The sequence below is a fragment of the Marinomonas ushuaiensis DSM 15871 genome (genome assembly GCF_000521805.1).
Lineage (GTDB): Bacteria > Pseudomonadota > Gammaproteobacteria > Pseudomonadales > Marinomonadaceae > Marinomonas > Marinomonas ushuaiensis.
Genome location: NZ_JAMB01000006.1, coordinates 68,885 through 93,733, shown reverse-complemented (window position 1 = coordinate 93,733; position 24,849 = coordinate 68,885). Strand labels below are relative to the sequence as shown.

26 protein-coding genes are annotated in these 24,849 nt (G+C 41.2%); 15 read left to right on the top strand and 11 right to left on the bottom strand.

Annotated features, from left to right (window positions below; genetic code table 11):
* Positions 1–10: 10 nt before the first annotated feature.
* Entirely contained in the window at positions 11–1,948 is a 1,938-nt protein-coding gene (locus MUS1_RS08305; RefSeq protein WP_036161199.1) for a BRCT domain-containing protein, read from the top strand.
* 72 nt (positions 1,949–2,020) lie between these two features.
* On the opposite strand, the gene MUS1_RS08300 is transcribed toward MUS1_RS08305, so the two are convergent.
* Positions 2,021–3,067 (bottom strand): methionine synthase, encoded by a 1,047-nt coding sequence (locus tag MUS1_RS08300; protein WP_036161196.1) that lies wholly within the window; start codon positions 3,065–3,067, stop codon positions 2,021–2,023.
* 69 nt (positions 3,068–3,136) lie between these two features.
* The gene (locus MUS1_RS08295; protein ID WP_036161192.1) at positions 3,137–4,111 is read right to left on the bottom strand and encodes a DUF1852 domain-containing protein; all 975 of its coding nucleotides are present in this window, start codon (positions 4,109–4,111) and stop codon (positions 3,137–3,139) included.
* A 273-nt stretch (positions 4,112–4,384) separates the two neighbouring features.
* Between MUS1_RS08295 and MUS1_RS08290 the strand changes: the two genes are divergently transcribed.
* Positions 4,385–4,621 (top strand): YheU family protein, encoded by a 237-nt coding sequence (locus tag MUS1_RS08290; RefSeq protein WP_036161189.1) that lies wholly within the window; start codon positions 4,385–4,387, stop codon positions 4,619–4,621.
* Positions 4,622–4,662: 41 nt separating this feature from the next.
* Here the strand turns inward: MUS1_RS08290 and cysE are convergent, their stop codons facing one another.
* The gene (gene cysE / locus MUS1_RS08285; RefSeq protein WP_036161187.1) at positions 4,663–5,478 is read right to left on the bottom strand and encodes a serine O-acetyltransferase; all 816 of its coding nucleotides are present in this window, start codon (positions 5,476–5,478) and stop codon (positions 4,663–4,665) included.
* 116 nt (positions 5,479–5,594) lie between these two features.
* Between cysE and MUS1_RS08280 the strand changes: the two genes are divergently transcribed.
* Positions 5,595–5,924, top strand: a complete 330-nt coding sequence (locus MUS1_RS08280; RefSeq protein ID WP_036161456.1) for a hypothetical protein — start codon at positions 5,595–5,597, stop codon at positions 5,922–5,924.
* Positions 5,925–6,022: 98 nt separating this feature from the next.
* On the opposite strand, the gene mnmC is transcribed toward MUS1_RS08280, so the two are convergent.
* Together mnmC and MUS1_RS08270 are read right to left on the bottom strand one after the other, a co-directional pair.
* Positions 6,023–8,050: a bifunctional tRNA (5-methylaminomethyl-2-thiouridine)(34)-methyltransferase MnmC2/FAD-dependent 5-carboxymethylaminomethyl-2-thiouridine(34) oxidoreductase MnmC1 gene (mnmC, locus tag MUS1_RS08275; protein WP_036161184.1), complete on the bottom strand. Its 2,028-nt coding sequence runs from the start codon at positions 8,048–8,050 to the stop codon at positions 6,023–6,025.
* Entirely contained in the window at positions 8,040–8,591 is a 552-nt protein-coding gene (locus MUS1_RS08270; RefSeq protein WP_036161179.1) for a peptidylprolyl isomerase, read from the bottom strand. Before MUS1_RS08270 ends, mnmC begins: the two co-directional genes overlap by 11 nt.
* 145 nt (positions 8,592–8,736) lie before the next feature.
* Between MUS1_RS08270 and MUS1_RS08265 the strand changes: the two genes are divergently transcribed.
* The gene (locus tag MUS1_RS08265) at positions 8,737–9,018 is read left to right on the top strand and encodes an Rdx family protein (protein ID WP_036161177.1); all 282 of its coding nucleotides are present in this window, start codon (positions 8,737–8,739) and stop codon (positions 9,016–9,018) included.
* Positions 9,019–9,109: 91 nt separating this feature from the next.
* On the opposite strand, the gene MUS1_RS08260 is transcribed toward MUS1_RS08265, so the two are convergent.
* Positions 9,110–9,412, bottom strand: a complete 303-nt coding sequence (locus MUS1_RS08260) for a YciI family protein (RefSeq protein ID WP_036161173.1) — start codon at positions 9,410–9,412, stop codon at positions 9,110–9,112.
* 152 nt (positions 9,413–9,564) lie between these two features.
* Here MUS1_RS08260 and MUS1_RS08255 point away from each other — a divergent pair, with 152 nt between their 5' ends.
* The 6 genes from MUS1_RS08255 (at position 9,565) to MUS1_RS08230 (ending at position 14,915) form a co-directional block, all read left to right on the top strand.
* Positions 9,565–10,416 (top strand): PHP domain-containing protein, encoded by an 852-nt coding sequence (locus tag MUS1_RS08255; protein ID WP_036161170.1) that lies wholly within the window; start codon positions 9,565–9,567, stop codon positions 10,414–10,416.
* An 82-nt stretch (positions 10,417–10,498) separates the two neighbouring features.
* Complete coding sequence (locus MUS1_RS08250) at positions 10,499–11,119, top strand: L-threonylcarbamoyladenylate synthase (RefSeq protein ID WP_036161167.1); 621 nt, start codon at positions 10,499–10,501, stop codon at positions 11,117–11,119.
* Between the two features lie 113 nt (positions 11,120–11,232).
* Positions 11,233–12,135 (top strand): 23S rRNA pseudouridine(2605) synthase RluB, encoded by a 903-nt coding sequence (gene rluB, locus MUS1_RS08245; RefSeq protein ID WP_036161164.1) that lies wholly within the window; start codon positions 11,233–11,235, stop codon positions 12,133–12,135.
* A 29-nt stretch (positions 12,136–12,164) separates the two neighbouring features.
* Positions 12,165–12,620 carry a DUF1499 domain-containing protein gene (locus MUS1_RS08240; RefSeq protein WP_036161161.1) on the top strand — a complete coding sequence of 152 codons (456 nt, stop codon included), beginning with the start codon at positions 12,165–12,167 and terminating at the stop codon, positions 12,618–12,620.
* A 47-nt stretch (positions 12,621–12,667) separates the two neighbouring features.
* Entirely contained in the window at positions 12,668–13,387 is a 720-nt protein-coding gene (locus MUS1_RS08235) for a response regulator (RefSeq protein WP_036161159.1), read from the top strand.
* 7 nt (positions 13,388–13,394) lie between these two features.
* Positions 13,395–14,915 (top strand): ATP-binding protein, encoded by a 1,521-nt coding sequence (locus tag MUS1_RS08230; protein ID WP_036161156.1) that lies wholly within the window; start codon positions 13,395–13,397, stop codon positions 14,913–14,915.
* 34 nt (positions 14,916–14,949) lie between these two features.
* Here MUS1_RS08230 and MUS1_RS08225 read toward each other — a convergent pair whose 3' ends face one another.
* Together MUS1_RS08225 and argF are read right to left on the bottom strand one after the other, a co-directional pair.
* The gene (locus tag MUS1_RS08225; protein WP_156924876.1) at positions 14,950–15,876 is read right to left on the bottom strand and encodes a LysR family transcriptional regulator; all 927 of its coding nucleotides are present in this window, start codon (positions 15,874–15,876) and stop codon (positions 14,950–14,952) included.
* A 126-nt stretch (positions 15,877–16,002) separates the two neighbouring features.
* Positions 16,003–16,908 (bottom strand): ornithine carbamoyltransferase, encoded by a 906-nt coding sequence (gene argF, locus MUS1_RS08220; RefSeq protein ID WP_036161154.1) that lies wholly within the window; start codon positions 16,906–16,908, stop codon positions 16,003–16,005.
* 272 nt (positions 16,909–17,180) lie between these two features.
* Here argF and grxD point away from each other — a divergent pair, with 272 nt between their 5' ends.
* The gene (gene grxD, locus MUS1_RS08215) at positions 17,181–17,510 is read left to right on the top strand and encodes a Grx4 family monothiol glutaredoxin (RefSeq protein WP_036161151.1); all 330 of its coding nucleotides are present in this window, start codon (positions 17,181–17,183) and stop codon (positions 17,508–17,510) included.
* A 74-nt stretch (positions 17,511–17,584) separates the two neighbouring features.
* A complete protein-coding gene (locus tag MUS1_RS08210; protein WP_036161148.1) occupies positions 17,585–18,208 on the top strand; it encodes a peroxiredoxin in 624 nt (207 codons plus the stop codon).
* 51 nt (positions 18,209–18,259) lie between these two features.
* On the opposite strand, the gene gloA2 is transcribed toward MUS1_RS08210, so the two are convergent.
* The 3 genes from gloA2 to MUS1_RS08195 form a co-directional block, all read right to left on the bottom strand.
* The gene (gene gloA2 / locus MUS1_RS08205; protein WP_036161146.1) at positions 18,260–18,649 is read right to left on the bottom strand and encodes an SMU1112c/YaeR family gloxylase I-like metalloprotein; all 390 of its coding nucleotides are present in this window, start codon (positions 18,647–18,649) and stop codon (positions 18,260–18,262) included.
* A gap of 54 nt (positions 18,650–18,703) precedes the next feature.
* A complete protein-coding gene (locus tag MUS1_RS08200; RefSeq protein WP_036161143.1) occupies positions 18,704–19,654 on the bottom strand; it encodes a LysR family transcriptional regulator in 951 nt (316 codons plus the stop codon).
* A gap of 126 nt (positions 19,655–19,780) precedes the next feature.
* Entirely contained in the window at positions 19,781–20,668 is an 888-nt protein-coding gene (locus MUS1_RS08195) for a LysR substrate-binding domain-containing protein (RefSeq protein ID WP_036161140.1), read from the bottom strand.
* A gap of 252 nt (positions 20,669–20,920) precedes the next feature.
* Here MUS1_RS08195 and MUS1_RS08190 point away from each other — a divergent pair, with 252 nt between their 5' ends.
* From MUS1_RS08190 to MUS1_RS08180, 3 genes are all read left to right on the top strand, one after another.
* Positions 20,921–21,523, top strand: coding sequence for a YitT family protein (locus tag MUS1_RS08190; protein ID WP_036161137.1), 603 nt, complete (start codon positions 20,921–20,923; stop codon positions 21,521–21,523).
* A gap of 179 nt (positions 21,524–21,702) precedes the next feature.
* Complete coding sequence (locus MUS1_RS08185; RefSeq protein WP_036161134.1) at positions 21,703–23,472, top strand: ATP-binding protein; 1,770 nt, start codon at positions 21,703–21,705, stop codon at positions 23,470–23,472.
* Entirely contained in the window at positions 23,469–24,848 is a 1,380-nt protein-coding gene (locus tag MUS1_RS08180) for a cobyrinic acid a,c-diamide synthase CobB (protein WP_036161131.1), read from the top strand. The genes MUS1_RS08185 and MUS1_RS08180 overlap by 4 nt, the downstream gene beginning before the upstream one ends.
* The last annotated feature ends 1 nt before the right edge of the window (position 24,849 follow it).

Below are 24,849 nucleotides of genomic sequence, written 5' to 3'. Positions count from 1 at the left end.
GATAAGGTAAATGTTAGAAATCAATTTTACAGATGAGCAGATAGCCATTTTGGAAAAATTAGATAATACAATCGATTCAAATGAATTAACTCAATGGCTGAATAAAGCTGAGTTAAATTCTGATGAGCTGGTTACATTATTGTCGGCAAGCAATGCGCTTTATAGAGCGGGAAAACCTATTATCAATGATGAGCAATATGACTTTCATATCTCCATGTTGAGAAGTATTAATCATCTCCATCCGTATTTAAATACAGTAGAGCCAGAAGTATTGGCTGAGTCAAAAACGGTTGAATTGCCACAACGAATGCTGTCGACAGAAAAAGCGTATTCCATTAAAGATATTGAAAAGTGGCTCAAACGAATTTCAAAAGCAGCTCAAGAGATTGGAGTGTCTGAACAGGATATCCAAATACGTGTCACTCCTAAGTTAGATGGATATGCAGCATACGATGATGGGGAGACGCTTTACACTAGAGGTGACGGTTTTAGAGGGCAAGACATTACTAGAGCTTTTAAGCGTGGTTTAAAAGTCGCTGCATCTGGTGGTCGTGGTTTAGGTCCAGGGGAAATCGTCATTAAAAAGAGTTACTTTGATGAAGAGCTTAGCGACATATTTGAGAACTCAAGAAACCTTCAAGCCGCGATAATTGCAGAAAAAAAAGTAGATGAAAACGTACAGAAGGCCATTAATGAAGGTGCTTGTGTGTTCTATCCGTTCGCATTACTTCCGAACAAAACCATTATTTTTGCGGACGTTATTTCAAATTTTGACGCCATAGTTGAAGAAATTTGGAATGCTGTTGATTTTGATATTGATGGGGTTATTTTTGAAACAACCCATGAAGCAATTAAAGAATATATGGGGGCAACACGACGTAATCATAGATGGCAAATCGCCTTCAAAATAAATGAAGAATCTGTTGAAGTAAAGGTGATTAAAGTCACCCCCCAAACGTCAAGAACAGGGCGAATTACGCCTGTAGCCGAGTTGGTTCCAACAAAAATAAGTGGCGCCACCATCAGTAGAGTGACAGTGCATCATTACAATATGGTGAAAACCAATGGGGTTGGGCCTGGGGCGATTGTTCAAATCGTGAGAAGTGGCTTGGTGATACCAAAAATTGAAAAAGTCTTAAAGCCAGTAGAGGTGGCATTACCTGAATTATGTCCGAGCTGTCAGACGCCTCTCTTATGGGAATCAGACCATTTAATTTGTCCAAATAAAACAGATTGCCCTGCACAAACAGAAAACACCTTAATCCATTTCTTTAAAATCTTAGGAAATAATGATGGGTTCGGTCCAAAGGTAATTGAAAAACTCAGTAACTTTGGTATGAAACGCATACATGAGATATATAGCATTAAAGTTCATCAGTTTGTTATTTATGGATTTGGCGATAAAACGGCCCAGAACTTATCTGACCAATTGCAGGCCAGTCGAGAGATTGAAGTGGAAGATTGGCGTTTTCTTTCGGCTTTTGGCGTAAGTCGCTTAGGTGGCGGAAATTGCGAAAAATTACTTCAGCATCACACTCTTGTTGAACTGTTTGACTTATCCGCTGAAGAGATGATCAAGATTGATGGTTTCGCTCAGGTGAGTGCAGACGCTATTGTGGAAGGATTAGCAAATATCAAAGAAGAGTTTTTCAAAGTGTATGAACTCGGTTTTAATCTGGCTATCACTCCAAAAGAATCAGAGAATGAAAATTTAGATTCGCCAATTGCAGGAACTGTGATTGTTTTTACTGGTTCTATGCAGCTAGGCTCCCGAGGAAATATGGAAAAACAAGCCAAATCTTTAGGAGCAAAAGTGGCTAAATCTGTGACTGGGAACACTACTTACTTAGTAACAGGTGAAAAAGTTGGCGAGACAAAAATTAACGCGGCTAAAGACAAAGGCGTTAACGTGCTTTCAGAGCAAGAGTACCTAGAATTGATCGGCTAGTACTAACCCACCATTTCCCCTCTTAAAAAGGGGAAATGGTGGGTAGCGTATAAACAGTATTGTGTAGACAGACTATTTTGCCGCTAATTCTTTTCGAATTATGTCTGCACCTGCACTCAAGGCACTCAGTTTTCCTCTGGCTACTTGCCGAGATAATGGCGTCATACCACAGTTAGTACAAGGGTAAAGCTTATCAGCATCCACAAACTGAAGTGCTTTTCGTAGGGTATCAGCGACTTCTTCTGGCGTTTCAATCTTATTAGTTGCCACATCAATGGCGCCAACCATTACTTTTTTGCCTCGAATGAGTTCAAGTAGCTCCATTGGAACATGAGAGTTGTGACACTCTAATGAGATGATATCAATGTTGGATTTTTGCAACTTAGGAAACGCTTCTTCATATTGTCGCCACTCGGTTCCCAGTGTTTTTTTCCAATCTGTATTGGCCTTGATGCCATAACCATAACAAATATGCACGGCGGTTTCGCATTTAAGTCCTTCGATGGCCCTTTCTAAACAAGCAATTCCCCATTCATTTACGTCATCAAAAAAGACATTAAATGCGGGTTCATCAAATTGGATAATATCCACACCAACGGCTTCTAATTCTTTGGCTTCTTGATTAAGAATTTTGGCAAATTCCCACGCGAGCTTCTCGCGACTTTTATAATGGTCATCATAAAGCGTATCTATCATTGTCATGGGACCTGGTAGGGCCCATTTAATAGGTTGTGTGGTTTGCTGGCGTAAAAACTTAGCATCTTCAACAAACACAGACTTTTGGCGAGAAACCGGTCCTACAACCGTAGGCACGCTCGCATCATAGCGATCACGAATTTTAACCGTTTTACGATTTTCAAAATCAACACCATTAAGATGTTCAATAAAGGTGGTTACAAAGTGCTGGCGAGTTTGCTCACCGTCACTGACAATATCAATGCCAGCCAATTTTTGCTCTTGTAATGAAATGCGCAAAGCGTCTTGTTTACCCTCAGTTAGCTCGTTGCCTTCTAACTTCCAAGGTGACCAAAGTTTTTCGGGTTCTGCAAGCCAAGCGGGTTTCGGTAAACTCCCTGCCGTTGACGTGGGTAATAATCTTTTGTTAATCAATGTCTTCATAATACATGCTGCCGTATGGTGAACTAGTTTTAAAATATGCGATAAAAAGTAAACGATATAAAATAAGGGCTAAGAGGAACGACTGGCCACCTGTTTAAGAGCTGTTTTATATGGCTTGATAAAGTACTCTTCAGCAAATTTTCCTTGCTTACTGGCTAATTGGTCTCGTTCTTCCCGGTCATAAATAATTTTCGTCACGGAATGATCTTGGTTTTTTAAATCAGGTTGATAAGACTTTCCTGCCGCCACATTGGCGTTATAAATCTCTGGTCGATAAATCTTTTGAAAGGTTCCCATGGTGCTAATAGTGCTGATAAGCTCAAGGCTAGTGTAATCATTCAGCAAATCACCAAAGAAATAAAAGGCCAAAGGAGCAACACTGTTTGACGGCATGAAGTAACGAACCTGTAAGCCCATCTCTTTAAAGTATTGTTCAGTTAATGATGTTTCATTAGGTTGGTATTCAACCCCTAATATAGGGTGCTGATTTTCAGTTTGATGATAGATTTTGTTATCCGAAACACTAATGCATATAACAGGCTTTTTATGGAAATTTTCTTTATAAGTCGTTGAGTTCAAAAAAGATTGAAATAGCTTTCCATGTAAAACGCCAAAGTCATCAGGAACACTAAATTGGCTTTGGTTTTTATTATGTTCTTGCAGTAAGACGCTAAAATCATAATCACGAACATAAGAAGAAAAGTTATTTCCTACAATGCCTTCAATGCGTTTATTGGTTTTATGATCGACAATATTGCTTTTCAACACCTCGATTGAAGGGAAAGCTTGACCGCCGTTTTCAATGCCCACATGAACGGAAATGATTTCAAGTTCGACAGAATAACGATCTCCTTTTGGATTATCCCAATGAGCCAAAGTATTAAAACTGTTATCAATCATGGTTAAAGCGTTACGTAAATTTGCTTGGCGATAACGGCCTCGTGCCAAATTAGCAAAATTCGTCGTGATGCGTGTATTGTCTGCCGGACGATAGTTTTCATCGAGGCAAATACTTTTGATGCTAAATGTAAAATCGTTACTCATGGTGATCTGGCATCCTATTTTCTAAAGTGGTATCAAGCGGCTCCCATTGTCTTTTGTGATTTATGGTGAGCGGCTTAATGAATAATCAACTGTAGGTATAGTGTATGCTGAAGTGTTATTATGAATAAAATGATTTAATATTATGCTTTATTGAATTTAATTCATGTTTATTTTGTCATGATCTCATTAGAACAAATCCAGTGTTATTGCACCGACATAATAGCGAAAGGCTAGATGTGTAACATTTTCTTTAATTAATATGGAGCACTTTAATTGGATACATTAATTCCACACGATTCATTATCGCCTGACACGTTAGAGCAAATTTTAGATGATATTGTTTCGCGAGATGGTACAGACTATGGCGATTATGATTTGTCAGTTGCTCAGAAACGAGAGCAAGCGTTGCGCTACCTTAAATCTGGTGAAGCGTTTTTGTTGTTTGACACGGAAAGTGAAACGATCAAGATGGTACCGAAGGATGCGTTAAGCAATTACGACCTCATTTGAGATCGTAATCATTGATTCGTTTTATTGGCGGATGGTAAGTACTATTCTGCACAATCTCGAAGGCAATGGTTGATGTTGTGGTCCATTTCCAAGGCTGGCTCTCCTTCTGTGTTACGTCCAACCACTTTAGCTGGTACGCCAGCTACCGTGGTGTGGTGTTCCACGGCTTCTAACACAACGCTACCGGCGCCAATTTTCGCGCCGACACCAATTTCGATATTACCCAAAATTTTCGCCCCAGCGCCAATTAATACACCAGAACGAATCTTAGGATGACGATCACCGTGTTCTTTACCTGTACCGCCAAGTGTTACAGATTGCAGAATCGATACATTGTCTTCAATAATGCAGGTTTCACCGACGACAAGCCCTGTGGCGTGGTCAAGCATGATGCCTGATCCGATAGTTGCCGCTGGGTGAATGTCGATACTAAACACCATCGACATTTGACCTTGTAGATACAGGGCTAAACTTTTTCTATTATGTTTCCATAACCAGTTTGCAACACGATAAGTTTGCAAAGCATGGAAGCCTTTAAAAAACAACAAAGGCGTTGTCAGGGTGTCGCAAGCGGCATCCCTTTCTTTTATCGCTAAAATATCTTGCTCGATACATCTGACAATGCCAGAGTTAGTATCTGCCATAGCTTCTTCGAAGACTTCTCGTAATACCATGGCAGGAATTGAGATGCTGTCTAATTTACTGGCAAGTAAAAAGCTTAATGCTGAACATAATGAGTCATGGCGTAAGATGGTAGTGTTAAAATAGCTGGCTAAAATGGGTTCGTCTTTTGCTAGCTTTTCAGCTTCGGCTTGTAAGGATTGCCATAGATTGTCCGAGGTCACGGCATGACTCATTGTTGTACTCAAGGGGTATTCACCTATATCCATTCATGTTTAGAATATAGGTTATAGGGTTAGGGTTAAACATTACAAGGGGCAATGTGAAGATTGCTCAAAAAGATGAGGATAATATGTCTAAAAAAAATGTTACTGATGCACTGCATATCTTTTATGAATTAAATGCTGCTTTCTCTGACGCATATTGGGAAACCAATGATATTAATCAGAAAGACCGTTTTTTCGCGATGAAAAGTATTTTGCAAGATGAACTAGATGAATTGCATAAACTGAGTTTGCAAGATCATATTTATCCTTATGAGCCAATGAATCCAAGCTTGTTGCAACTAAGTGATAAGCTACGTGCATTGTTGCCTGAACTGAATAAATATATATATCGTCAACAGACAGCCAATCAGTTTGCTGAGATTATTCCAGGTGTTTGTGAATTGTTTGAGTCATAGGATTGATTTGAATGTACTAGAGTTGAATGTACCAGGCTTGAAATGCCAAAAGTAACCATATGAGTCGATAGGACTCATATGGTTACTTTTGGAAATGATTAACTGCCTTGGCTTCGTTTTAATTCACGGATGATAAATCGACTAGGGTGCAATTTATAGATGATTTCCTGCTCTAACGGTGAAGGAGTATTGGTTATTAAACTGGCTATGTAATTCCCGCTTAATGGGGTGGAAATTAATCCTCTCGAACCGTGTCCAATATTAATGTAGAGCTGACTTATGAACTCTTCTACCTTGTCTGATTTCCATTTCGCGTTTTTGGTTAAATTAATATAAGCCTGTCGATAGGCGTTTTCTGATTGTGCTGGGCCAACGATAGGGGTGTGATCGGATACCGCGCAACGAAATGACACTCTTCCCTTACAATCTTTGGTCATGAAGGTATTATTTGGTATTTCGAGAAGATTCTCTAAAATCGTTAGATTTTTCTTGTGATCTTCATCGTGTATTTTGGTGTTGTTATCTTCCAGATCATAAGTTGAGCCAAAATGTATTAGTCCGTCCATCGGCGGTGATACATAACCAAATTCACACAACACCTTTTGAATAGACAGTTTACTGACTGGTTCGTCTTTTTCTGAGCAAGCTTGAATGGCACTTTCTACGGTTAAGCTGGAGACTTGCCCGCGAACAGATATGGTTGGTGCTTTATCAATGATATTTAAATCGTTCGTATCGTTTGCTGTGCAAAATACGATATGGGAAAAGCGCTGTTCTTGGGCGCCGGATGTTGCTTGCCATTGAATATGAGTTTGGTTGTCTTCTTGAGAGTTATTTTGTGTCGGCTTGATCTGTTTGAGTTGCTCTAAAGCTGTATTGAGTTTTACTTCAATATTGTCATGATCTAGAAGGGCGCGACATAATTCGGCGGGAGCCACCCAACCAGACAATTGTAACAGTAGGCTTCCTGACTTTTCTTCTGAAGCTTGCAAAATACTCTTAGGGTAGAGTTTTGTTTGTAAGAGTTTTTGAAATCGCTCGTGCTCTTTATCATTTTTTGGAATTTGAATAAGACCACATTGATCCCAAAATGTTTTATTTTTATCAAGCTTAGCGTAAAGGCGTGTCGCGTGTAAGTATGCAGATAAGTAAAAACGATTAATAAAAGAGTCTTGTGCAGTGAGCTTTGGGTAAAGCATGCCTTGAGGGTTGCCAGATGCCGCGCAAGCAATATGATCGCCTTTCTCCCAAACGACGACACTAACGCCTTGCTGAGCCAATGCGTAAGCCGTATTTGCACCGGCTAAACCTGAACCAATAACTAAGACTTTCGTGGTTTGGGTGGAAGCTTCTTGTCGTACATTGAACCAAGCTTGGTCTTGTGACATTCGCTCTGTCAAAGGTCGGCTGGCTTGAGTTAACTCACCAATGACCATTTCTCTTTTTTGACCAAAGCCTTTTACTTTTTTAACTTCAAAACCAACGTCTCTTAAGCCTCGTCGTACAATACCTGCTGCGGTGAATGTTGAGCAGGTTGTTCCTTGGTGACTTAATCTATGAATGTGTTGGAAGAGCTTATCTGTCCACATTTCCGGATTTTTGCTTGGTGCAAAACCATCGAGAAACCAGGCATCCACATCGGCATTTAGAGCGGCAAAACCTTCCTCTGCTTCACCGAACCAGAGTGTGAGTTGAACACGACCTTGTTCAAGCTCAATACGATGAAAACCATGACAGACTTCTGGATAAGCTTCGATTAATTGTTGGCTAAAAACATCAATAGACGGCCACATTTTTAAGGACGCTTTTAGTGTTTCTTTAGTAAGAGGATATTTCTCAACGGAAATAAAGTGCAGTTGTTTATCTCTTGGTGCATCGTTTAAAAATGCTTGCCATGCGCATAAGAAATTTAACCCTGTACCAAACCCCGTTTCCGCAATCACAAAAGCGTTTTGTTTTAACTCTGCCCAGCGCTCAGCAAGATTGTTGTGCTTTAAAAAAACATAACGCGTTTCTTCTAATCCAGATTCTTTATCAAAATACACATCATCAAACTGGGTAGAATGAGGTGCGCCATCTTCGCCCCAGCTTAATGTAGGTTGTTGTAATCGGTAACTAGTTAACACGCGTGACGCTCTTAATGATAACAGGCGTATTGGGTACGTTTTGATATGGGCCCACTGAGCCCGTTGGTAAAGCAGAAATGGTGTCCATAATACCCATGCCAGATACGACCTGACCAAATACTGTGTAACCAGCCCCGCCACGAGCGCCGTGATTCAGGAAGTTGTTATCGACTTGGTTGATGAAGAATTGTGATGTCGCGCTGTTTGGATCTTGAGTGCGAGCCATGGCGATGGTGCCACGGTTATTGCTGAGTTGGTTGTCACCTTCATAAGCCACGGCTTTATGTGTGTTTTTGCGTTCTAGGTCTTCGGTAAAACCACCACCTTGTACCATGAAGCCACGAATCACACGATGGAAAATAGTGTCGTCGTAGAAGCCTTCATCGACATAGCGTAAGAAATTTTCAACTGTTTTCGGTGCAGCTTCTTCGTTTAAATCGATGCGAATTGTGCCTTGGCTTGTTAGAATGTCTACTTCAACCGCTTGTGCTTGAGTGCAAAAAGCGAGTAGAGCAAGTCCAGTAATGATAGATTTATACATAGGTTGGTTTCCTTATTAATATATACGCCAATAATAGGAGGCGTGTCATAACATGCCAAGACGTTTTTAAGTTCTTTTACATTGTGGTGTTTTAATCACCACATAGTAAAAAGAGAGTTTTGTTAATTTACTGGAGAGAAAGCAAATGCGAACTGCTGCTGTAGAAATTGAGTATTGTACGTTATGTCGTTGGATGTTGCGCGCAGCTTGGTTGGCTCAAGAGCTGTTAACCACTTTTGACGATGACATAAAAAGTGTCACTTTATTGCCAACTCAAGGTGGGATTTTTAAAGTGCGCGTAAATGGCAAAGAAATTTGGTGTCGAAAAGCAGAAGAGGGATTTCCAGAAGCCAAAGTATTAAAACAAAGAATGCGTGATGAGATTGATCCAGAAAGAGATCTTGGGCATTCAGATGTAAAAGCTTAGCTTCTTATTAGTCGCTCACTAAGTATCTAATAAAAATGCCGTAAAGAAACAATGTGTTCTTTGCGGCATTTTTTGTTTTATCAATAATGAACTAGTTCGGAAAAACTTGTTTGAATGGTTTTACTGAGACACTCTCATAAACTCCAGCTGCTACATAAGGGTCACTGTCTGCCCAAGTTTTTGCTGCTTCAAGGCTAGGGAATTCAGCCACAACTACACTACCAGTAAAGCCTGTGTCGCCCGGGTTGTCGGAATCAATGGCTGGGTTTGGTCCAGCTAATACTAAGCGGCCTTCATTTTGTAATGTGGTTAAACGAGCTAAATGTTCAGGACGTGCTTTTTGACGAGCGGCTAGGCTATTTGTTACATCTGTGCCAATAATGGAGTACAGCATGTCTATTCCTTATTTTGTAAGTGTGATGAAAGATGAATATCTTGTAGCAGAATAAAAAGAACGGTCATATCGAATAGTATTTTCATATAAAAACCAATTTATGTATGCTGTTCTAATGATAAACATCATTCCTTTTAAAGAACAATCAATCTATGCCTGAAACTGCGAGTTACAGAAAAGTCGATTTACACACACATTCTACTCGCTCAGATGGTCGTCTTTCGCCAACTGAACTGGTTGATCTTGCAGTAGAGCAAGATGTTTCTTTGTTTGCCCTTACTGATCATGACACGTTAGATGGACTCGTTGAAGCGAGCCAAAGAGCGGCAGAGCATGGGTTGAGTTTTATTAATGGCGTTGAATTATCGACACAATGGAATGGTATTCCCTTGCATATGGTGGCATTGAATTTCACTTCAGATAATTCAGCTTTGTTATCAATTGTTGAAAAAAATCAGATGATACGTCTTGATAGAGCACGTCGTATTGCTGACCTCTTAGTAAAGCAAGGCTTGCCTGACTTATACGATGAAGCGGTTGCATTGGCTGGTAAAAGCCAGCTTGGTCGACCGCACTTCGCAAGTTTACTGGTGGAAAAAGGTTTTGTGAAAGATGGCAATAAAGCCTTCGATCGTTATTTAGGGAATAAGCATTTAGGACAGCTTCGGGATGTTTGGCCTGAGCTTGAAGGTGTTTTGAACTCTTTGTCTGGTCAAAATATAGAATTGATTTTAGCTCACCCTAAACGCTATCCACTGACAGTGACGAAATTAAAACGCTTGTTAACTGATTTTAAAAAATGGGGAGGCACAGGAATGGAGGTCGCATCAGGAAATGAGCGACCAGATAGCGTGCGATTATTAGAGCGATTGTCTGCTGAATTTGATCTAAAAGCGTCCGTTGGAAGTGATTATCATGGTCCGTTTGGGCCTTGGATGCAGGTTGGTAAATACACCCAAATACATGAAACTAAAGTGGATTTAGTTTGGCAAACTTGGGGCTAATGTTTTATTTAGGCCGTTGTTGTCGGTAGGTTATTTGGTTTTAATTAGTGTTTTAATCAGTTTTTTGTAAGCGGAGATTGCCTTGAGTCAGTTTTTTCAAATACATTCAGAAAACCCTCAGTCTCGTTTGGTGAAACAAGCGGCAGAAGTGATTCGTAATGGCGGCGTCATTGCTTATCCAACAGACTGCGGGTATTCCTTTGGTTGCCATCTTGGTGATAAATCAGCATTGGATCGAATCAGGGCCATTCGTCGTTTAGATGATAAACACAATTTTACTTTGGTATGTCGTGATTTGTCTGAAATATCGACTTACGCGCGTTTTGATAATCGCCTGTATCGATTGCTAAAGCATAATACTCCGGGCCCTTATACTTTTATTTTTAGCGCAACATCAGAAGTGCCAAGGCGATTATTGCATCCCAAAAGAAAAACTATAGGCATTCGGATTCCAAATAATAAAATTGTTTCTGCATTATTAGAGGAATTAGGTGAGCCGATAATGAGTGCCTCTCTAATATTGCCTGGTGACACAGACCCAATGACAGATCCTTATGATATTCGAGACACTTTAGAGCATGCACTCGATTTAGTCATTGATGGTGGGTTTTGTGGCTTGCAACCAACGACTGTTGTGCAAATGGATGCTGATAAAATAGAAGTCATTCGTGTTGGCGCAGGTGATCCAGCACCATTTTCGTAAAATGTTTCATATTCAGCTGTCAAGGCCCACTGTCTGTGGCCTATAATGTAGATAATTAACAAAATTTTATTCAAACTGGGTTGCTGAGAAGCATTCCCTCTAAGAGGTTCGTAATGGACGAAAAGTTACAAAAAGTATTAGCCAGAGCTGGTCAAGGTTCACGTCGTGAAATGGAAACTCGTATCCGCGAAGGAAGAGTGACAGTAAATGGCGAAGTAGCAACATTGGGTGACCGTGTTAGCTTGACCGACGCAATTACAATAGATGGTTATTCTATTATTGCGGCAGAAGCAGGTGAAAATCGTCGAGTCATTATTTATAACAAACCGGAAGGTGAAGTTTGTACTCGAAAAGACCCAGAAGGACGACCAACGGTATTTGACAAATTGCCTAAATTACGGGGTGAGCGTTGGATTGCAGTAGGCCGTTTGGACATTAATACATCTGGGCTATTACTTTTTACTACGGATGGTGAATTAGCAAATAGATTAATGCACCCATCAACAGAGATCGATCGTGAATACCTTGTCCGTGTAATGGGTGAAGTGACCGAAGAAAATACAGCAGCCTTGAAAAAAGGCGTGATGATGGATGATGGTATAGCTAAATTCACTGACATTGTTGATGGCGGTGGTGAAGGTATCAACCGTTGGTTCTATGTGTGTTTGATGGAAGGCCGTAACCGAGAAGTTCGCCGTTTATGGGAATCTCAAGGTGTTAAAGTTAACCGCTTGAAACGTGTGCGTTTTGGACCGATCTTCTTGCCTTCTAAGGCGAAAGTAGGTCGTTGGGTTGAAATGGAAGACTCCGAAGTAAGTTCATTGTGTTCTATGGTGGATCTTAAAGTTGCGGAATTGAAACCGAAAACGCAGCAGCAAAAGCTTGAGCTTAAACGTCACAAAAACAAAGCCACAGCAGGCGGAGCACGTCGCTCTTCTAATAAAGGCTTTGATTGGCAAAGTAGTGACAAACCTGAGTTTAAACCTAAAAAACCAGGTAAAAGATCATTTCGTTAATGTAAAAAACGGTTAGGAGTCGTAGAAGCATGGTTCGCTGGATATTTGCCTTGATTGTTGCCTTAGTTGTAGGGTTTTGTGTTTATGTGGTTATGAGTAATCGATTGCCTGAAGGGCTTGGTGTTGTTGATGGTCAATTTAGCTCATGTCCTATATCGCCAAATTGCGTATCAACTCAAGCTGATCCTGAAGATGCGACTCATTACGTTGAGCCTATTGTTTACCGCGGTGATCGAAAAGAAACACAACTTCAAATTGAATCTCTTTTACTAACCAGTAGTAATGTGCGAATTGTAAGTAGCGAGCTGGGTTATGTTCATTTTGAAGTGAAAAGTAAATTGATTGGCTATATTGATGATGTCGAATTCTATTTACCAGAAGCGGACAGTGTTGTGCATTTTCGTTCTGCTTCTCGTGCTGGGTACTCTGATCTTGGCGCCAATCGAGAAAGGTTTAATCAAATTAACAACTTTCTTATAAGATAGTTTTTAGAGTATTAACTTTAAACGTAATAACTGAACGGGGATTGTTCATGAGCGTAAATGACAAGCAAACAATTTTGATTGTTGAAGACGATGAGCGATTAGCTTTGCTTACTCAAGAATACTTGCAAAAGAATGGCTTTAACGTTGATATTGAATCAGATGGGCGTAAGGCGATTTCTCGTATTGTTGCTGAGCAGCCGTCCATTGTGATTCTTGATCTTATGTTACCTGGTGCTGATGGTTTTACGGTTTGTCGTAGTGTTCGTAGCGAATACAAAGGGCCGATTTTAATGTTAACGGCTCGTAGTGACGATGTGGATCAGATTTTAGGTTTAGAAATAGGTGCTGATGACTATGTCTCTAAACCAGCTAAACCTCGTGTATTGTTAGCAAGAATTCAGTCGTTGTTACGTCGCAGTTCACAAGATGCCGGCCCATCACTTAGTTCTGTTAAGAAAGAGCAGAACTTAACTTTCGGACCGTTAAAAATTGATAACTCTCGTCGTGAAGCTTGGTTGCTTGATGAAGAGGTTGAATTGACGAGCGCCGAATTTGATTTGTTATGGTTGCTATCAAGCAATGCTGGCCGTATTTTGAGCCGAGAAGAAATTTTTGGTGAATTACGTGGCATTGAATACGATGGTCAGGATCGTTCTGTCGATGTTAGGGTCTCACGTATTCGTTCAAAAATAGGCGATGATCCAATACATCCTCGTCGTATTAAAACGATTCGCAGTAAAGGCTACTTATTCGTTAAAGAAGTATAGCAAGATCGTGAGAGTAGAAATACTGCGTTTATATCGCCACCTTATTATTGGTGGTGTGATCATTGTGGCGTGTTGTTACGCCATCATGGAAATCGCCCAAATTAAGTTTAGTGCATCACATGCTGAACAATTACTTTGTGCTGACGCTGAAATTAGTTCTGCTCTTTTACTGTCTGGTGTAAATCAAGAACTTTCAGGGTCTGAGTTTGATTGGACCCTCCATTCTAAAAAATCTCTACCGGCCTCTCTTATTTCTCCTTTGATAGCGCAAAAAAGCTGGTTTGAACTTCCAAGTCATAGTTATCGTTTGGTATTTGGTTCATCTGATAAACCGCTATTAACTGGCGTTGTTGATCGACAGGATCGATTGTTTCAATTTGGACCCTTATTAGAACGTTTATTACTAACAGACAAAATTACATATCAAGATAAGTTGTCCTTACTTGAAAATATGTCATGTATTTCTATTGAGTTTCTCTCTTTCAAAGAATCACAACCGTTAACCGACGTAGGCCTAGTTTACAGTGCTTATGGTCAATATGGTTTTTTATGGAAAGACGAAAGCCACGATGACGTTATTCATCTGTCTGTTGTTCAGAAAAACGGTATATCTTTGTCTGTGGTTGTTGCGCTTATTGTTAGTTTTGGCATTATCGTCATGCTTTTACTTATTTGGCGAGAACTGATTTCACTTGATTTCAAGCGGCAAACTTTTGAAAGTATTATGCGTCAAATCGCACAGGGACGAAGCGGTAGCGGTTTATCAGAAAATATTCCTGACAGCAGCGGTACGTTAAAAGAGTTAGCCTATTCTTTTGATTCCATGTCCTCTCATATTGAACGCTTATTAAAAGTTCAGCGAGAAATGACAAATGCTATTTCTCATGAGCTGAGAACACCAATTGCACGTTTGCGTTTTGGTCTTGAGGTTATGAAAGACGAAGTAGATGATTCAGTTGGACCAACCATAGAAGCATTAGAAGGCGATGTCGAAGAACTTAATACACTGGTTGACGAAGTATTAACTTACGGTAAATTAGAAAGCGGTTCGATGGAACTCAACTTCAGTAAATTGTCTATTTATGAGTTAGTTAATAGCATTTTAGAGAACAATCACTTGTTACTGCAGCACCTGACTGTTGATGTGAATATTAGTGAAACCAGTATTGTTCTAGCGGACGAGCATCATTTAATCCGAGCATTACAGAACCTTATTTTAAACGCATCAAAGTATGCAACAAGTAACATTACAATCTCATTCTATGACAATTCAAACCGTTGGCAGTTAGATGTGGAAGATGATGGGCCTGGCATTGCATTCGAAGATAGAGACAAGGTTTTTGTTCCGTTCCAGCGTTTAGATAACAGTCGGGCACGTGCGTCAGGTGGCTATGGTTTGGGTTTGGCTATTGTTCAGCGGATTGCCTTCTGGCATGGCGGAGCAGTGTTGATTGATTCAAGTGAGTCTGGTGGCGCTAAGTTTAGTTTGATTTGGTCTCGCGACCAGCATCAGAAAACGTTATCTTGATGCTGGTGATGACGATTATTTTGCGTTTATAACGTTAGAGTTCCGGCGCCAAAATTCCTTTTAGGTTTTTAAAACAGGTTTTTGAAGCGGTAGAAATAAGGTCTTCCATATAAGCATTATTTCGCTGATCTGTACGGATTGCCAAATACAATTTGCACCAAATCCCTTCTTCTCCTAATGATTTAGTAATCACATATTGTCGATTGGTGTATTCCGTTAGAGCCCAGTTAGGCAAGCAGCACACACCGCGGCCACTCGCAACCAACTGCATCATCATCAGTGTCAATTCACTATGACGTACCTTAGCTGGCGACACATCGGCAGGGTTTAAGAAGTGCTTAAAGATATCCAAGCGCTCGGCTTCAACAGGATAAGTAATGAGTGTTTCTTTCTTAAAATCGTCCGGTGTCAAAAACTCTTTTTTCGCCAAGTGATGATGACGAGACAAAGCCACTTGAGATTCGTATTGAAACAAAGGAATGTATTCGATATTTGGAATGTCTTGAGGGTCTGACGTAACAACAAGATCTAAGTCCCCACGCGCTAATGCTGGTAAAGGCATAAAACCAAAAGCAGTAGAAAGATCTAATTCAACGTCCGGCCAATGTTCACGGAAATGGTCAATGGTTGGCATTAGCCATTCATAGCAGCTATGGCATTCGATGGCGATGTGTAATCGACCACTTTCACCTTCAGCAAATCGTTGTATATCTCTTTGTGCTGATCGAAATGAAAGAAGCACATCATCTGCGAGTTGTAATAAACGCAAGCCTGCGCTGGTGAAACGGACAGGTTTGGTTTTTCGAATAAAAAGAAGGCATCCTAGCTTTTCTTCAAGGTCTTTCAGCTGGTGAGAAAGTGCAGATTGAGTTAAATGAACTCGCTCGGCAGCTTCGACTAAGCTGCCTGTTTCTCTTAGGGCTGACAGTGTTTTTAAATGCCTAACTTCAATGATGCTCATGATAATTCGCTGTTGATGAGTTTTTCTCGATGCTTCGTGAAAAAGCCTCTTAAAAAATAAAAAGACCCGTTAAGATACATCTAAACGAGCCTAGAGAACTTGCTTTCTTCTTTCATAAGTACTTTGCTAGTTACAGAGTAAAAATTCAAGTAATGCTTTTTGGGCATGTAAACGATTTTCGGCTTCATCCCAAACAACAGAGTCGACTTGATCAATAACGTTAGCGGAGACTTCTTCACCGCGATGAGCTGGAAGGCAATGCATAAATAGCGCATCAGAATTGGCTTTTGCCATTAATGCTGAATTTACTTGGAAGCCATCGAAATCTTTTACGCGTTGTTCCTGTTCGTCTTCTTGTCCCATTGAGGCAAATACATCGGTCACAATCAGATCTGCGTTTTTCGCCGCTTCATGAGCGTCGTGTAAAACCGTGACGCGGTCTTTGTGTTCAGAGACGAGTTCCGCATTGGGTTCATAACCGACAGGGCATGCTACGACAAGTTGGAAATCGAGCAATGCAGCTGCGTTGATGTAGGAATTGCACATGTTATTGCCATCGCCAACCCAAACGACTTTTTTACCTTCAATAGAGCCACGATGTTCTTGGTAGGTTTGCATGTCGGCTAATAGCTGGCAAGGGTGGTAATCGTCTGTTAGTGCATTGATAACAGGCACAGAGGAATACTTAGCAAAGGTTTCAACGGTTTCATGGTCAAAGGTTCTGATCATCACGGCATCAACCATACTCGAAATAACTCGAGCGCTGTCTTCGACTGGTTCGCCACGTCCGAGTTGAGTATCGCGAGAAGAAAGAAATAAAGCGTGGCCGCCAAATTGTGCCATACCTGCTTCAAAAGAGACTCGAGTTCGAGTCGATGACTTTTCAAAAATCATCGCTAATACACGGCCTTTTAGCGGTTGAAATAGAGTGCCTTCATGATGGATTTTCTTAAGCTCAGAAGCTCGTACTAATAATTGTTTTAACTCGTCGGAGGATAAATCCTTCAGAGTAAGAAAATGTCTAGGCGACACGCTAGGACTCCTTAATTATCTTTTGAAAAGGGAATCGACCAATTTAATACACTCAGGCAAGTGAGTAAAGGCTAATTAACAAGAGAAAGTACAAAGGAAAGCGCCTTTATGGGGTTGTAAATCCCCCCACAGACCCAATAAACTGAGACAACTTTCCAATGAAATTAATGACTGTTCATTTTGTAGTGATCTTTATCGCACATCTTATCGCTGTTTTTTGTCGTAAGAAGTAGCGAATACTAAATGCAGTTTTAAAAAACGAGGTTTCTATTATGAGTAATACAATCGACACAATAAAAGAGCAAATTAGCAGCAACGATATTTTGTTGTACATGAAAGGTAACCCTCGTGCACCTCAGTGTGGTTTTTCATCTCAGGCAGTTCAAGCGCTTATGGCTTGTGGCGAGCGTTTTGCTTTCGTTAATATTCTAGACAATCCAGATATTCGTGCAGAGCTTCCAAAATTTGCTAACTGGCCGACGTTTCCTCAGCTTTGGATTAAAGGCGAGTTAGTTGGTGGTTGCGATATTATTGTTGAAATGGCGGGTAACGGCGAATTACAAACGTTGATCACAGAAGCGGTTGCTTCATCAGAAGAATAAGTAACATCATTCAGTCAAATACTTAATGGGTAAATCATTAAGAGTTAAATTTTTAATAAAAGGAGATGTCAAAAATGTCTATTTTAGTTGGTAAAAAAGCACCTGATTTTACAGTTCCAGCGGTATTGGCTGATGGCCAAATAGTGGATTCTTTTAGCTTGTCTGAAACCATTAAAGGTAAGTACGCAATCGTATTTTTCTATCCTTTAGATTTCACTTTCGTATGTCCTTCTGAAATCATTGCTATGTCTCACCGTATGGATAAATTCCGTGAAATGGGCGTAGAAGTTATTGGTGTTTCTATCGATTCACACTTTACTCACAACGCTTGGCGTAACACGCCAGTAGAGCAAGGCGGCATCGGCGCAGTAGAATATACGTTGGCGGCAGATATGGATCATGCGATTGCGAAAGCATACGGCATTGAATCTGAAGGTGGCGATTCTTACTACCCAGCTGGCGTTGCAATGCGTGCGTCTTTCGTTATTGACCAAAAAGGCATCGTTCGTTCACAAGTGGTAAACGATGAGCCAATCGGCCGTAACATGGATGAATTGGTTCGTGTTGTTGATGCGCTTCAGTTCTTTGAAGAAAATGGTCAAGTTTGCCCAGCAGGCTGGAACAAAGGCGATAAAGGCATGGATACTTCACCAGAAGGTGTTGCGTCCTACCTGGCGGAAAGTGCTAAATCTTTATAACTTTCTAATCGTTAATAAAAACGCCCATTATGAAAAATGATGGGCGTTTTTTTATGCTTCGTAAAGCTCAATAGGTAAGTTATCTGGATCGGCGAAGAAGGTGAATTTCTTCCCTGTTAATTCATCGACTCTGATGGCCTCTGTTATGACGCCATGTTGATTTAGATGTTTTATGCAAGCTTCTAAGTCTTGAGCCGCAAAAGCTAAATGTCTTAAGCCTTGGGCTTCTGGGTAGGACGGTCTTGCGGGTGCTGACGGAAAAGAAAACAGCTCAATCTGTTGTGTCTCATTGATAGCAAGATCCAATTTATAAGACTGGCGTGTTTCGCGATAAGTTTCTTTAATAATCTCGAAACCAAGAAGTTCACTGTAAAAATGCTTCGAAACGCCATAATCAGAGCAAATGATAGCGATGTGGTGAATATGGGAAACGGAAAACATAGCTCTACTTCTAATTAATTTGTTGTCTGTATATAAGGTTTATTTGGTTTACGCTTACTTTGTTTGCGCTTGCAGTTCGTTCGCCACATCAATGACCTGTCGTCTAAACCAAATATGACTCGCATCATGATGGAGTAGTGGACTCCAAATCATTTTTAGCTCGATCTCTGGAATATCAAACGGAGGATCTAAAATAACAAGATCAGGATTTTTCTTGTTTATCATGGCGACTTTTTTCGGCAAAGTTGCAATCAAATCTTGCTCAAGAGCAAGGTGCATTGCAGTGTGATAGCTTCGAGTGAAGACTCGAATACTGCGTTTGTGATCCAGAGCTTGCAACGCCTCATCCACCCAGCCCAATTTTTGGACATCGGTTGGGTCCATGCCCACCCCAATGCCAAACCCGGTTTTACTTACCCAAATATGTTGAGCTTTTAGGTAGGCTTCAATATCAAAGTAATTTTTGATCGGATTGTTCGAGCTCATCATGCAGACAAAAGTATCAAACCAAACGCTTTTCTGATGGAACGACTGAGGTAATTCTTCAAAGCGGTTGATCGCCATATCTATTTTGCCGGCTTCAACATCATGAAATGTAACATCACTTGGCGTCATAATATCCAGCGTAATGCCTGGAGCTTGTTCTCGTAGGCGAGTCAGCAGACGTGGAATGACGGTGGATGTGGCGTAATCACTTGCCATGATTCGAAATACACGTGTACTGGTGGTTTCGTTGAAGTCTGATTCAGGTTGTAATGCTTCTTCTAGTTCAAGCAATACTTTGCGGACAATAGGTTGCAAGCGAAGGGCTTTTTCAGTCGGCTTCATACCTTCACTGGTTCTAACCAGCAAAGGGTCGTTTAATAAGTCCCGTAATCTTTTTAAGCCATTACTCATCGCCGGTTGAGTGATGCTGAGTTTATTTGCCGAACGCGTTACATTGCATTCTCTGAGGAGAACATCGAGATAAATAAGAAGGTTGAGGTCAATTTTGTTGATATTCATAATTTTTATGAGTTTCACATAATTTATATTCGTTATGAAATGATTGTAGGCATCTTGCTATAAAGTACAATCATAAAAAAACGCGACATGGTGAATACGTAGAAATCATTCTGCTATCAAGACTGTCTAGAGATTAGGCAATATTGGCGCTGCACGGCAGAGTTCGATAAAGCGTTCTGCATTTTGAGTTAACGCCGTGTTTTTCGGTGTGACGATTAATAAATTCCGACTCAATTGAAGCGGTGTTTTATAAAGACGAATTAACCCTGAGTTGAGCTCTTGAGAAATCGCCATGCGAGATAAACAGCCTAATCCCATTTGATGGATGACGGCTTGTTTTACTGCTTCCATGTGCGCCAAAGAAAGCACAACATTAAGTTGTGATATGTGTGTCGCAGTTGCTTGCTCTAAGATATTTCGAGTGCCTGAACCTGCTTCTCGCATTACCCAATTTGCTTGTTTTAAATCGTCCCATGACAAATCTTCTTGGCGTTCTTCTTGAGCTGAACCAAATACAACCAGTTCATCCTTCAACCACACTTGAGTCATTAACTCGGCGTTCTGGCAATAACCTTCAATAAAGCCAACTTCAGCTTTACCGGTTAATAATTGCTGAATCACACTTTGTGTATTGCCTATGTCCAAATTGAAACGAATATTAGGATGCTGGCGTTTAAACGCTGACATTTGTTTCGGAAGAAGATAGTTGCCGACACTCACGCTGCCTGCTAAATGCAAAGAGCCACTTAGTTCGTCTTCGTTCCCCATGCTTTCTATTTGTTCAATTTGACTGAGGACTGCACGAGCTTGGGGCAAAAGGTGCCGCGCTTGAGGTGTTATTTGTAAGCGTTTACCGTGCCGACGAAAAAGAGGGCGTCCAAGAAGTGCTTCTAGCTCCCTGAGTGCTTGACTTGCTGCAGGTTGGCTAATAGAAACCAACTCTGCCGCAGCGGTGACGGAACCCGTATGAACAACGGCTTCAAATATTTGTAGTTGTCTAAGTGTTATTCTCATTCGAGTATTGTAGCTCTGTTTCTGTTTTTATGAATAGCGCTAATGTATTTAGAAATGGAAATGAATCACAGATATGTGAAAAAGATCTTAAGAGATGACTTTCTATCATGTTATGGTACGAAATATGCTTTGTTTTCTACTTATAGACTCAATATTGAGTTTGATGTAAGTGATGCGTTTCCACAAGAAACGTAGGTTACAAATTTCTGTTATTAACCAAAAGTTAATACAGCTCTTGTTAAGGATCTTGTTATGAACATTACTCATCGTTGGCTCTCTATCGTAGAGGGTTGCTTGCTCGTTGCATTAGGATTGCATATCTTGAATTCTGCTGGACTGCTCATTAGTGGAACCGCAGGGGTTGGTATGATTCTTCTTAGAGTCACAGACTTATCTTTCGGTCAGCTGTTTTTTATATTAAATATTCCCTTTTATATATTGGCTTGGTACACACTAGGTCGAGATTTTACCTTCCGTACATTTTTCAGCATCAGTTTATTGTCGGCACTGTCTGAGTTGATGAACCATTATGTATCCTTGTCTATTAATCCTATTTTAGCTGCCACATTAGGCGGTTTGTTGGTTGGTTTTGGATTGATTATCTTGTTTCGTCATAACTCTTCTCTGGGTGGCGTAAATATTTTGGCGGTTTATTTAGAACGTCGATTTGAGATTCATGCGGGTAAAACCACATTAATTGCGGATATCTGTGTATTAATTGCCGCTGTCGTTTTTCTTGATCTGAGTAGTTTGATGTATTCACTGATTGCCTTTTTATTCTTAAGTTCAGTGGTTGGACGTTATCATCGTCCACCAAAATGGGCGCAAATACCTGTTATTGAAATAAAGCGTTAATACTTATTTTATTCAACATTGCCTGAAGGTTTTGCGTTTGACATGGTTAAGACGCAAAGATAAGGTCAGACAAGATAAAACGCAGACAAAATTCAGATAAAACGCCTACAATAGGGGCGTTTTTCTGATATCGTTTTCCGATCTTGTTTTTAGACTTTAACCATTAAACAGGTAATTTCATGACCAGCCTCGCCCATAGCAATTTTCCTTTTACTGCAGTCGCTGGGCAAGAGCCACTTAAGCTGGCGTTGATTCTTTGCGCAATTAACCCACAAATTGATGGCGTGTTGATTAGTGGTCCTCGTGGGTCTGCTAAATCGACTCTAGCTCGCGGTTTGTCTGGCGTTATGCCTGCCTTACTTAATGATGAAGAGCTCGCTCCTTTCGCCACATTACCGCTTGGCACCAGCGAAGATCGCTTACTAGGCGCTTTGGATCTTGAGCAAGTCTTACAAGACAAACAAGTTGCGTTTAAACCAGGCTTGTTAAGCAAAGCTCATGGCGGTGTTTTGTATGTTGATGAAGTGAATTTGCTCGCTGATCATCTTGTTGATCAGCTTCTAGATGTTGCGGCGAGCGGCGTAAATCGTGTTGAACGAGACGGTATCAGCCACGAACATCAAGCTCGTTTTTTACTGATTGGTACCATGAATCCTGATGAAGGAGAGTTGCGTCCACAGCTACAAGATCGGTTCGGATTGATGGTTCAACTTAGCAATCAATACAGTCTTGAGGAGCGGGTACAAATTGTTCGACTTCGAGATGAATTCGATCAAGATCCAGAGTCCTTCAGCGAAGCCTTTAAATACAAACAACGGAATTTGAAAAATAGCATTCGGTTAGCTCGTAACGCTTTAAATGACATTAACTGTTCAGACGCCTTACGAATGGAAGTTGCGACACGTTGCCAGGCGGCGAACATCGATGGTGTGCGTGGTGATATTGTTTGGATTCGTGCTGCCATGACATACGCTGCGTGGCGTGGTGCTAAGCAGGTCACAATAGACGATATTAAAACAGTTGAAGAGCTTGTACTGGCTCATCGTCGACAAGCCAAAACACAACCACCTTCATCATCAACGCCGCCACCTTCTCGCCGCCCTGATCAGTCTCGCTCTGAAAACCATCAGCAAGATCAACAAAGAGACAGCCAAGACATTGATAATAAAGAGACGGGCGAATCTGAGGGAAGAGAAGGGGATTGGGGGAGTATGACGCCACAATTGCAAAAATCTTCCGAGCCTATCCGAATCACATCACAAGATGAAAAAAAGGCCACTTCAACCGTAAATCGTTTGAGAGAGGTGACGCCGGGAAAGTCTAAAGGCAAGCAGCAGGGTGGTTATCGTCCTGATATTACTAAATCAGGAAGTGGTGTTGATTGGTTTCGCAGTATTATCAATCAACCACAGGAATGGCCGCCAAAAAAACTTGCTCATAAAGCGGCGAAAACAGGCCAAGCTATATTGCATTTAGTCCTGTTAGACACGTCAGCCTCGACATTAAGCCAAGGCGTTTTTGCCAAAGCCAAAGGGGTGATTTTAGACATTGCTGATCGAGCTTATGTTGCTCGTGAACAAATTGCTATTTTAGGCTTTGGACAAGATGGTGTGTCTTCGATTTTACCAAGAGTACGAGCGCCAAAAGTAATCTCAGAGTTACTCGATAACCTTGGTGCGGGTGGCGGAACACCCTTTCGTATTGCGATTGAAAATGCCAGTGACTATTTGGCGCAACAACACAAAAGCAATGCTGGCTTGCATAGCCAAACCTATATATTGACGGATGGACGAACGCAGGCCGACGTTTCAGATCTCGAATTATCGGGTCATACGGTATTAATCGATATAGAAAACGCGCCAGTTAAACGAGGCCGAGGCCAAGACATTGCTCAACATTTGGGCGCACAATATATTCCATTAAATTCGCTTTTAGAGACTCATTTATGACGGCTCCTGTTACTTATAGCCCTGTTAGCTGTCCCGCTTTATTTTTGACGGCTCCTGCGTCAAATCAAGGAAAAACAACCATTACCGCCGCGTTGGCGCGTTACTTTACGAATCAAGGTAAATGCGTTCGCGTGTTTAAAACAGGGCCAGATTATCTTGACCCTCAAATTCTAGCGCAAGCGTCGAAACAGCCAGTAGAACAGCTGGATATTTGGATGGCAGGCGAAGACTATTGCCAAGACAAACTCTATCAAGCCGCAAAAGAAGCGGATTTAATTTTGGTCGAAGGCGCAATGGGCATGTTCGATGGCGATCCTTCCAGTGCAGATTTAGCCGCACGTTTTGGCATTCCCATGGCGATTGTTATGGACGTAAAAGGCATGGCGCAAACCGCCGCGGCCTTGGCAACAGGCTTGGCTAACTTCCGTGACGACGTGACTGTGTCAGGTTTGATCGCCAATCGTTGTGGCAGCGAGCGTCATGCAGAATTGATTCGTGATGCCTTGCCAGAAAACTTGCCATTATTAGCGACATTAAAGCGAGATGAAGACATTACCTTGCCAGAGCGTCATTTAGGCTTGGTACAAGCCAATGAAGTGAAGGATGAATTAGAAGAGCGTTTTGAAGCCGCAGTAGAATGGCTTAAAGAAACCAATGATAAAGGCTTATTGAGCTTGCCAGCAGCCGTGCCGTTTTATCCTGTTGAGTCATTGCTTATTCAAGCTGATAATCAATCTGACAGTCAAAATACAGAATTACTGTTGGAAGGTAAAACTATCGCCATTGCACAAGATGCCGCGTTCAGTTTTATCTACGATGCCAATATAAAAGCCTTAACGAAAATGGGCGCAAAGGTGGTATTTTTCTCACCATTAAAAGACAAAATTTTACCTGCCGCGGACGCGCTTTGGTTACCGGGTGGTTATCCCGAATTACATGCCAAAGCCTTGTCTGAAAACACAGATATGCAACAGGCTATTCAAGCATTCTTTCAAACAGGCAAAGCAATTCTCGCGGAATGTGGCGGCATGCTGTACAGCTTAAATGATCTGACGGATTTGAATGACGATTGTTATCCCATGTTAGGTATTTTAGAAGGACAAGGCGCGATGCGTGGCAAACGCGGTTGCCAAGGTATGCAAACGGCTGTGGTTCCTCAAGGGGAAATTCGTGGTCATGCACATCACAGATCACGTAGCGCTAACACACCAGATCCCGTTGGCTTTGGTCGTCGTCAGCGACATCACGCACCGGGCGAAGCGATTTATCAAAGCAAAGGATTAACCGCGAGTTATCTACATTTGTTCTTTCCTTCTAACCTTGAAGCGACCGCCAAGTTATTTCTTGCGGAAAAAGAGCTAGGGAAAGGTCACTAAC

Bases quoted from the DNA above. Each gene is read 5' to 3' on its own strand.
- rluB (WP_036161164.1), top strand. From the start codon at position 11,233: ATGGACGAAAAGTTACAAAAAGTATTAGCCAGAGCTGGTCAAGGTTCA.
- MUS1_RS08195 (WP_036161140.1), bottom strand. From the start codon at position 20,668: ATGAGAATAACACTTAGACAACTACAAATATTTGAAGCCGTTGTTCAT.
- MUS1_RS08300 (WP_036161196.1), bottom strand. From the start codon at position 3,067: ATGAAGACATTGATTAACAAAAGATTATTACCCACGTCAACGGCAGGG.
- grxD (WP_036161151.1), top strand. From the start codon at position 17,181: ATGAGTAATACAATCGACACAATAAAAGAGCAAATTAGCAGCAACGAT.
- MUS1_RS08280 (WP_036161456.1), top strand. From the start codon at position 5,595: ATGTCTAAAAAAAATGTTACTGATGCACTGCATATCTTTTATGAATTA.
- MUS1_RS08260 (WP_036161173.1), bottom strand. From the start codon at position 9,412: ATGCTGTACTCCATTATTGGCACAGATGTAACAAATAGCCTAGCCGCT.
- MUS1_RS08255 (WP_036161170.1), top strand. From the start codon at position 9,565: ATGCCTGAAACTGCGAGTTACAGAAAAGTCGATTTACACACACATTCT.
- MUS1_RS08225 (WP_156924876.1), bottom strand. From the start codon at position 15,876: ATGAGCATCATTGAAGTTAGGCATTTAAAAACACTGTCAGCCCTAAGA.
- MUS1_RS08295 (WP_036161192.1), bottom strand. From the start codon at position 4,111: ATGAGTAACGATTTTACATTTAGCATCAAAAGTATTTGCCTCGATGAA.
- MUS1_RS08180 (WP_036161131.1), top strand. From the start codon at position 23,469: ATGACGGCTCCTGTTACTTATAGCCCTGTTAGCTGTCCCGCTTTATTT.
- MUS1_RS08185 (WP_036161134.1), top strand. From the start codon at position 21,703: ATGACCAGCCTCGCCCATAGCAATTTTCCTTTTACTGCAGTCGCTGGG.
- MUS1_RS08190 (WP_036161137.1), top strand. From the start codon at position 20,921: ATGAACATTACTCATCGTTGGCTCTCTATCGTAGAGGGTTGCTTGCTC.
- MUS1_RS08305 (WP_036161199.1), top strand. From the start codon at position 11: ATGTTAGAAATCAATTTTACAGATGAGCAGATAGCCATTTTGGAAAAA.
- MUS1_RS08270 (WP_036161179.1), bottom strand. From the start codon at position 8,591: ATGTATAAATCTATCATTACTGGACTTGCTCTACTCGCTTTTTGCACT.
- MUS1_RS08265 (WP_036161177.1), top strand. From the start codon at position 8,737: ATGCGAACTGCTGCTGTAGAAATTGAGTATTGTACGTTATGTCGTTGG.
- MUS1_RS08240 (WP_036161161.1), top strand. From the start codon at position 12,165: ATGGTTCGCTGGATATTTGCCTTGATTGTTGCCTTAGTTGTAGGGTTT.
- gloA2 (WP_036161146.1), bottom strand. From the start codon at position 18,649: ATGTTTTCCGTTTCCCATATTCACCACATCGCTATCATTTGCTCTGAT.
- MUS1_RS08200 (WP_036161143.1), bottom strand. From the start codon at position 19,654: ATGAATATCAACAAAATTGACCTCAACCTTCTTATTTATCTCGATGTT.
- MUS1_RS08210 (WP_036161148.1), top strand. From the start codon at position 17,585: ATGTCTATTTTAGTTGGTAAAAAAGCACCTGATTTTACAGTTCCAGCG.
- MUS1_RS08235 (WP_036161159.1), top strand. From the start codon at position 12,668: ATGAGCGTAAATGACAAGCAAACAATTTTGATTGTTGAAGACGATGAG.
- cysE (WP_036161187.1), bottom strand. From the start codon at position 5,478: ATGAGTCATGCCGTGACCTCGGACAATCTATGGCAATCCTTACAAGCC.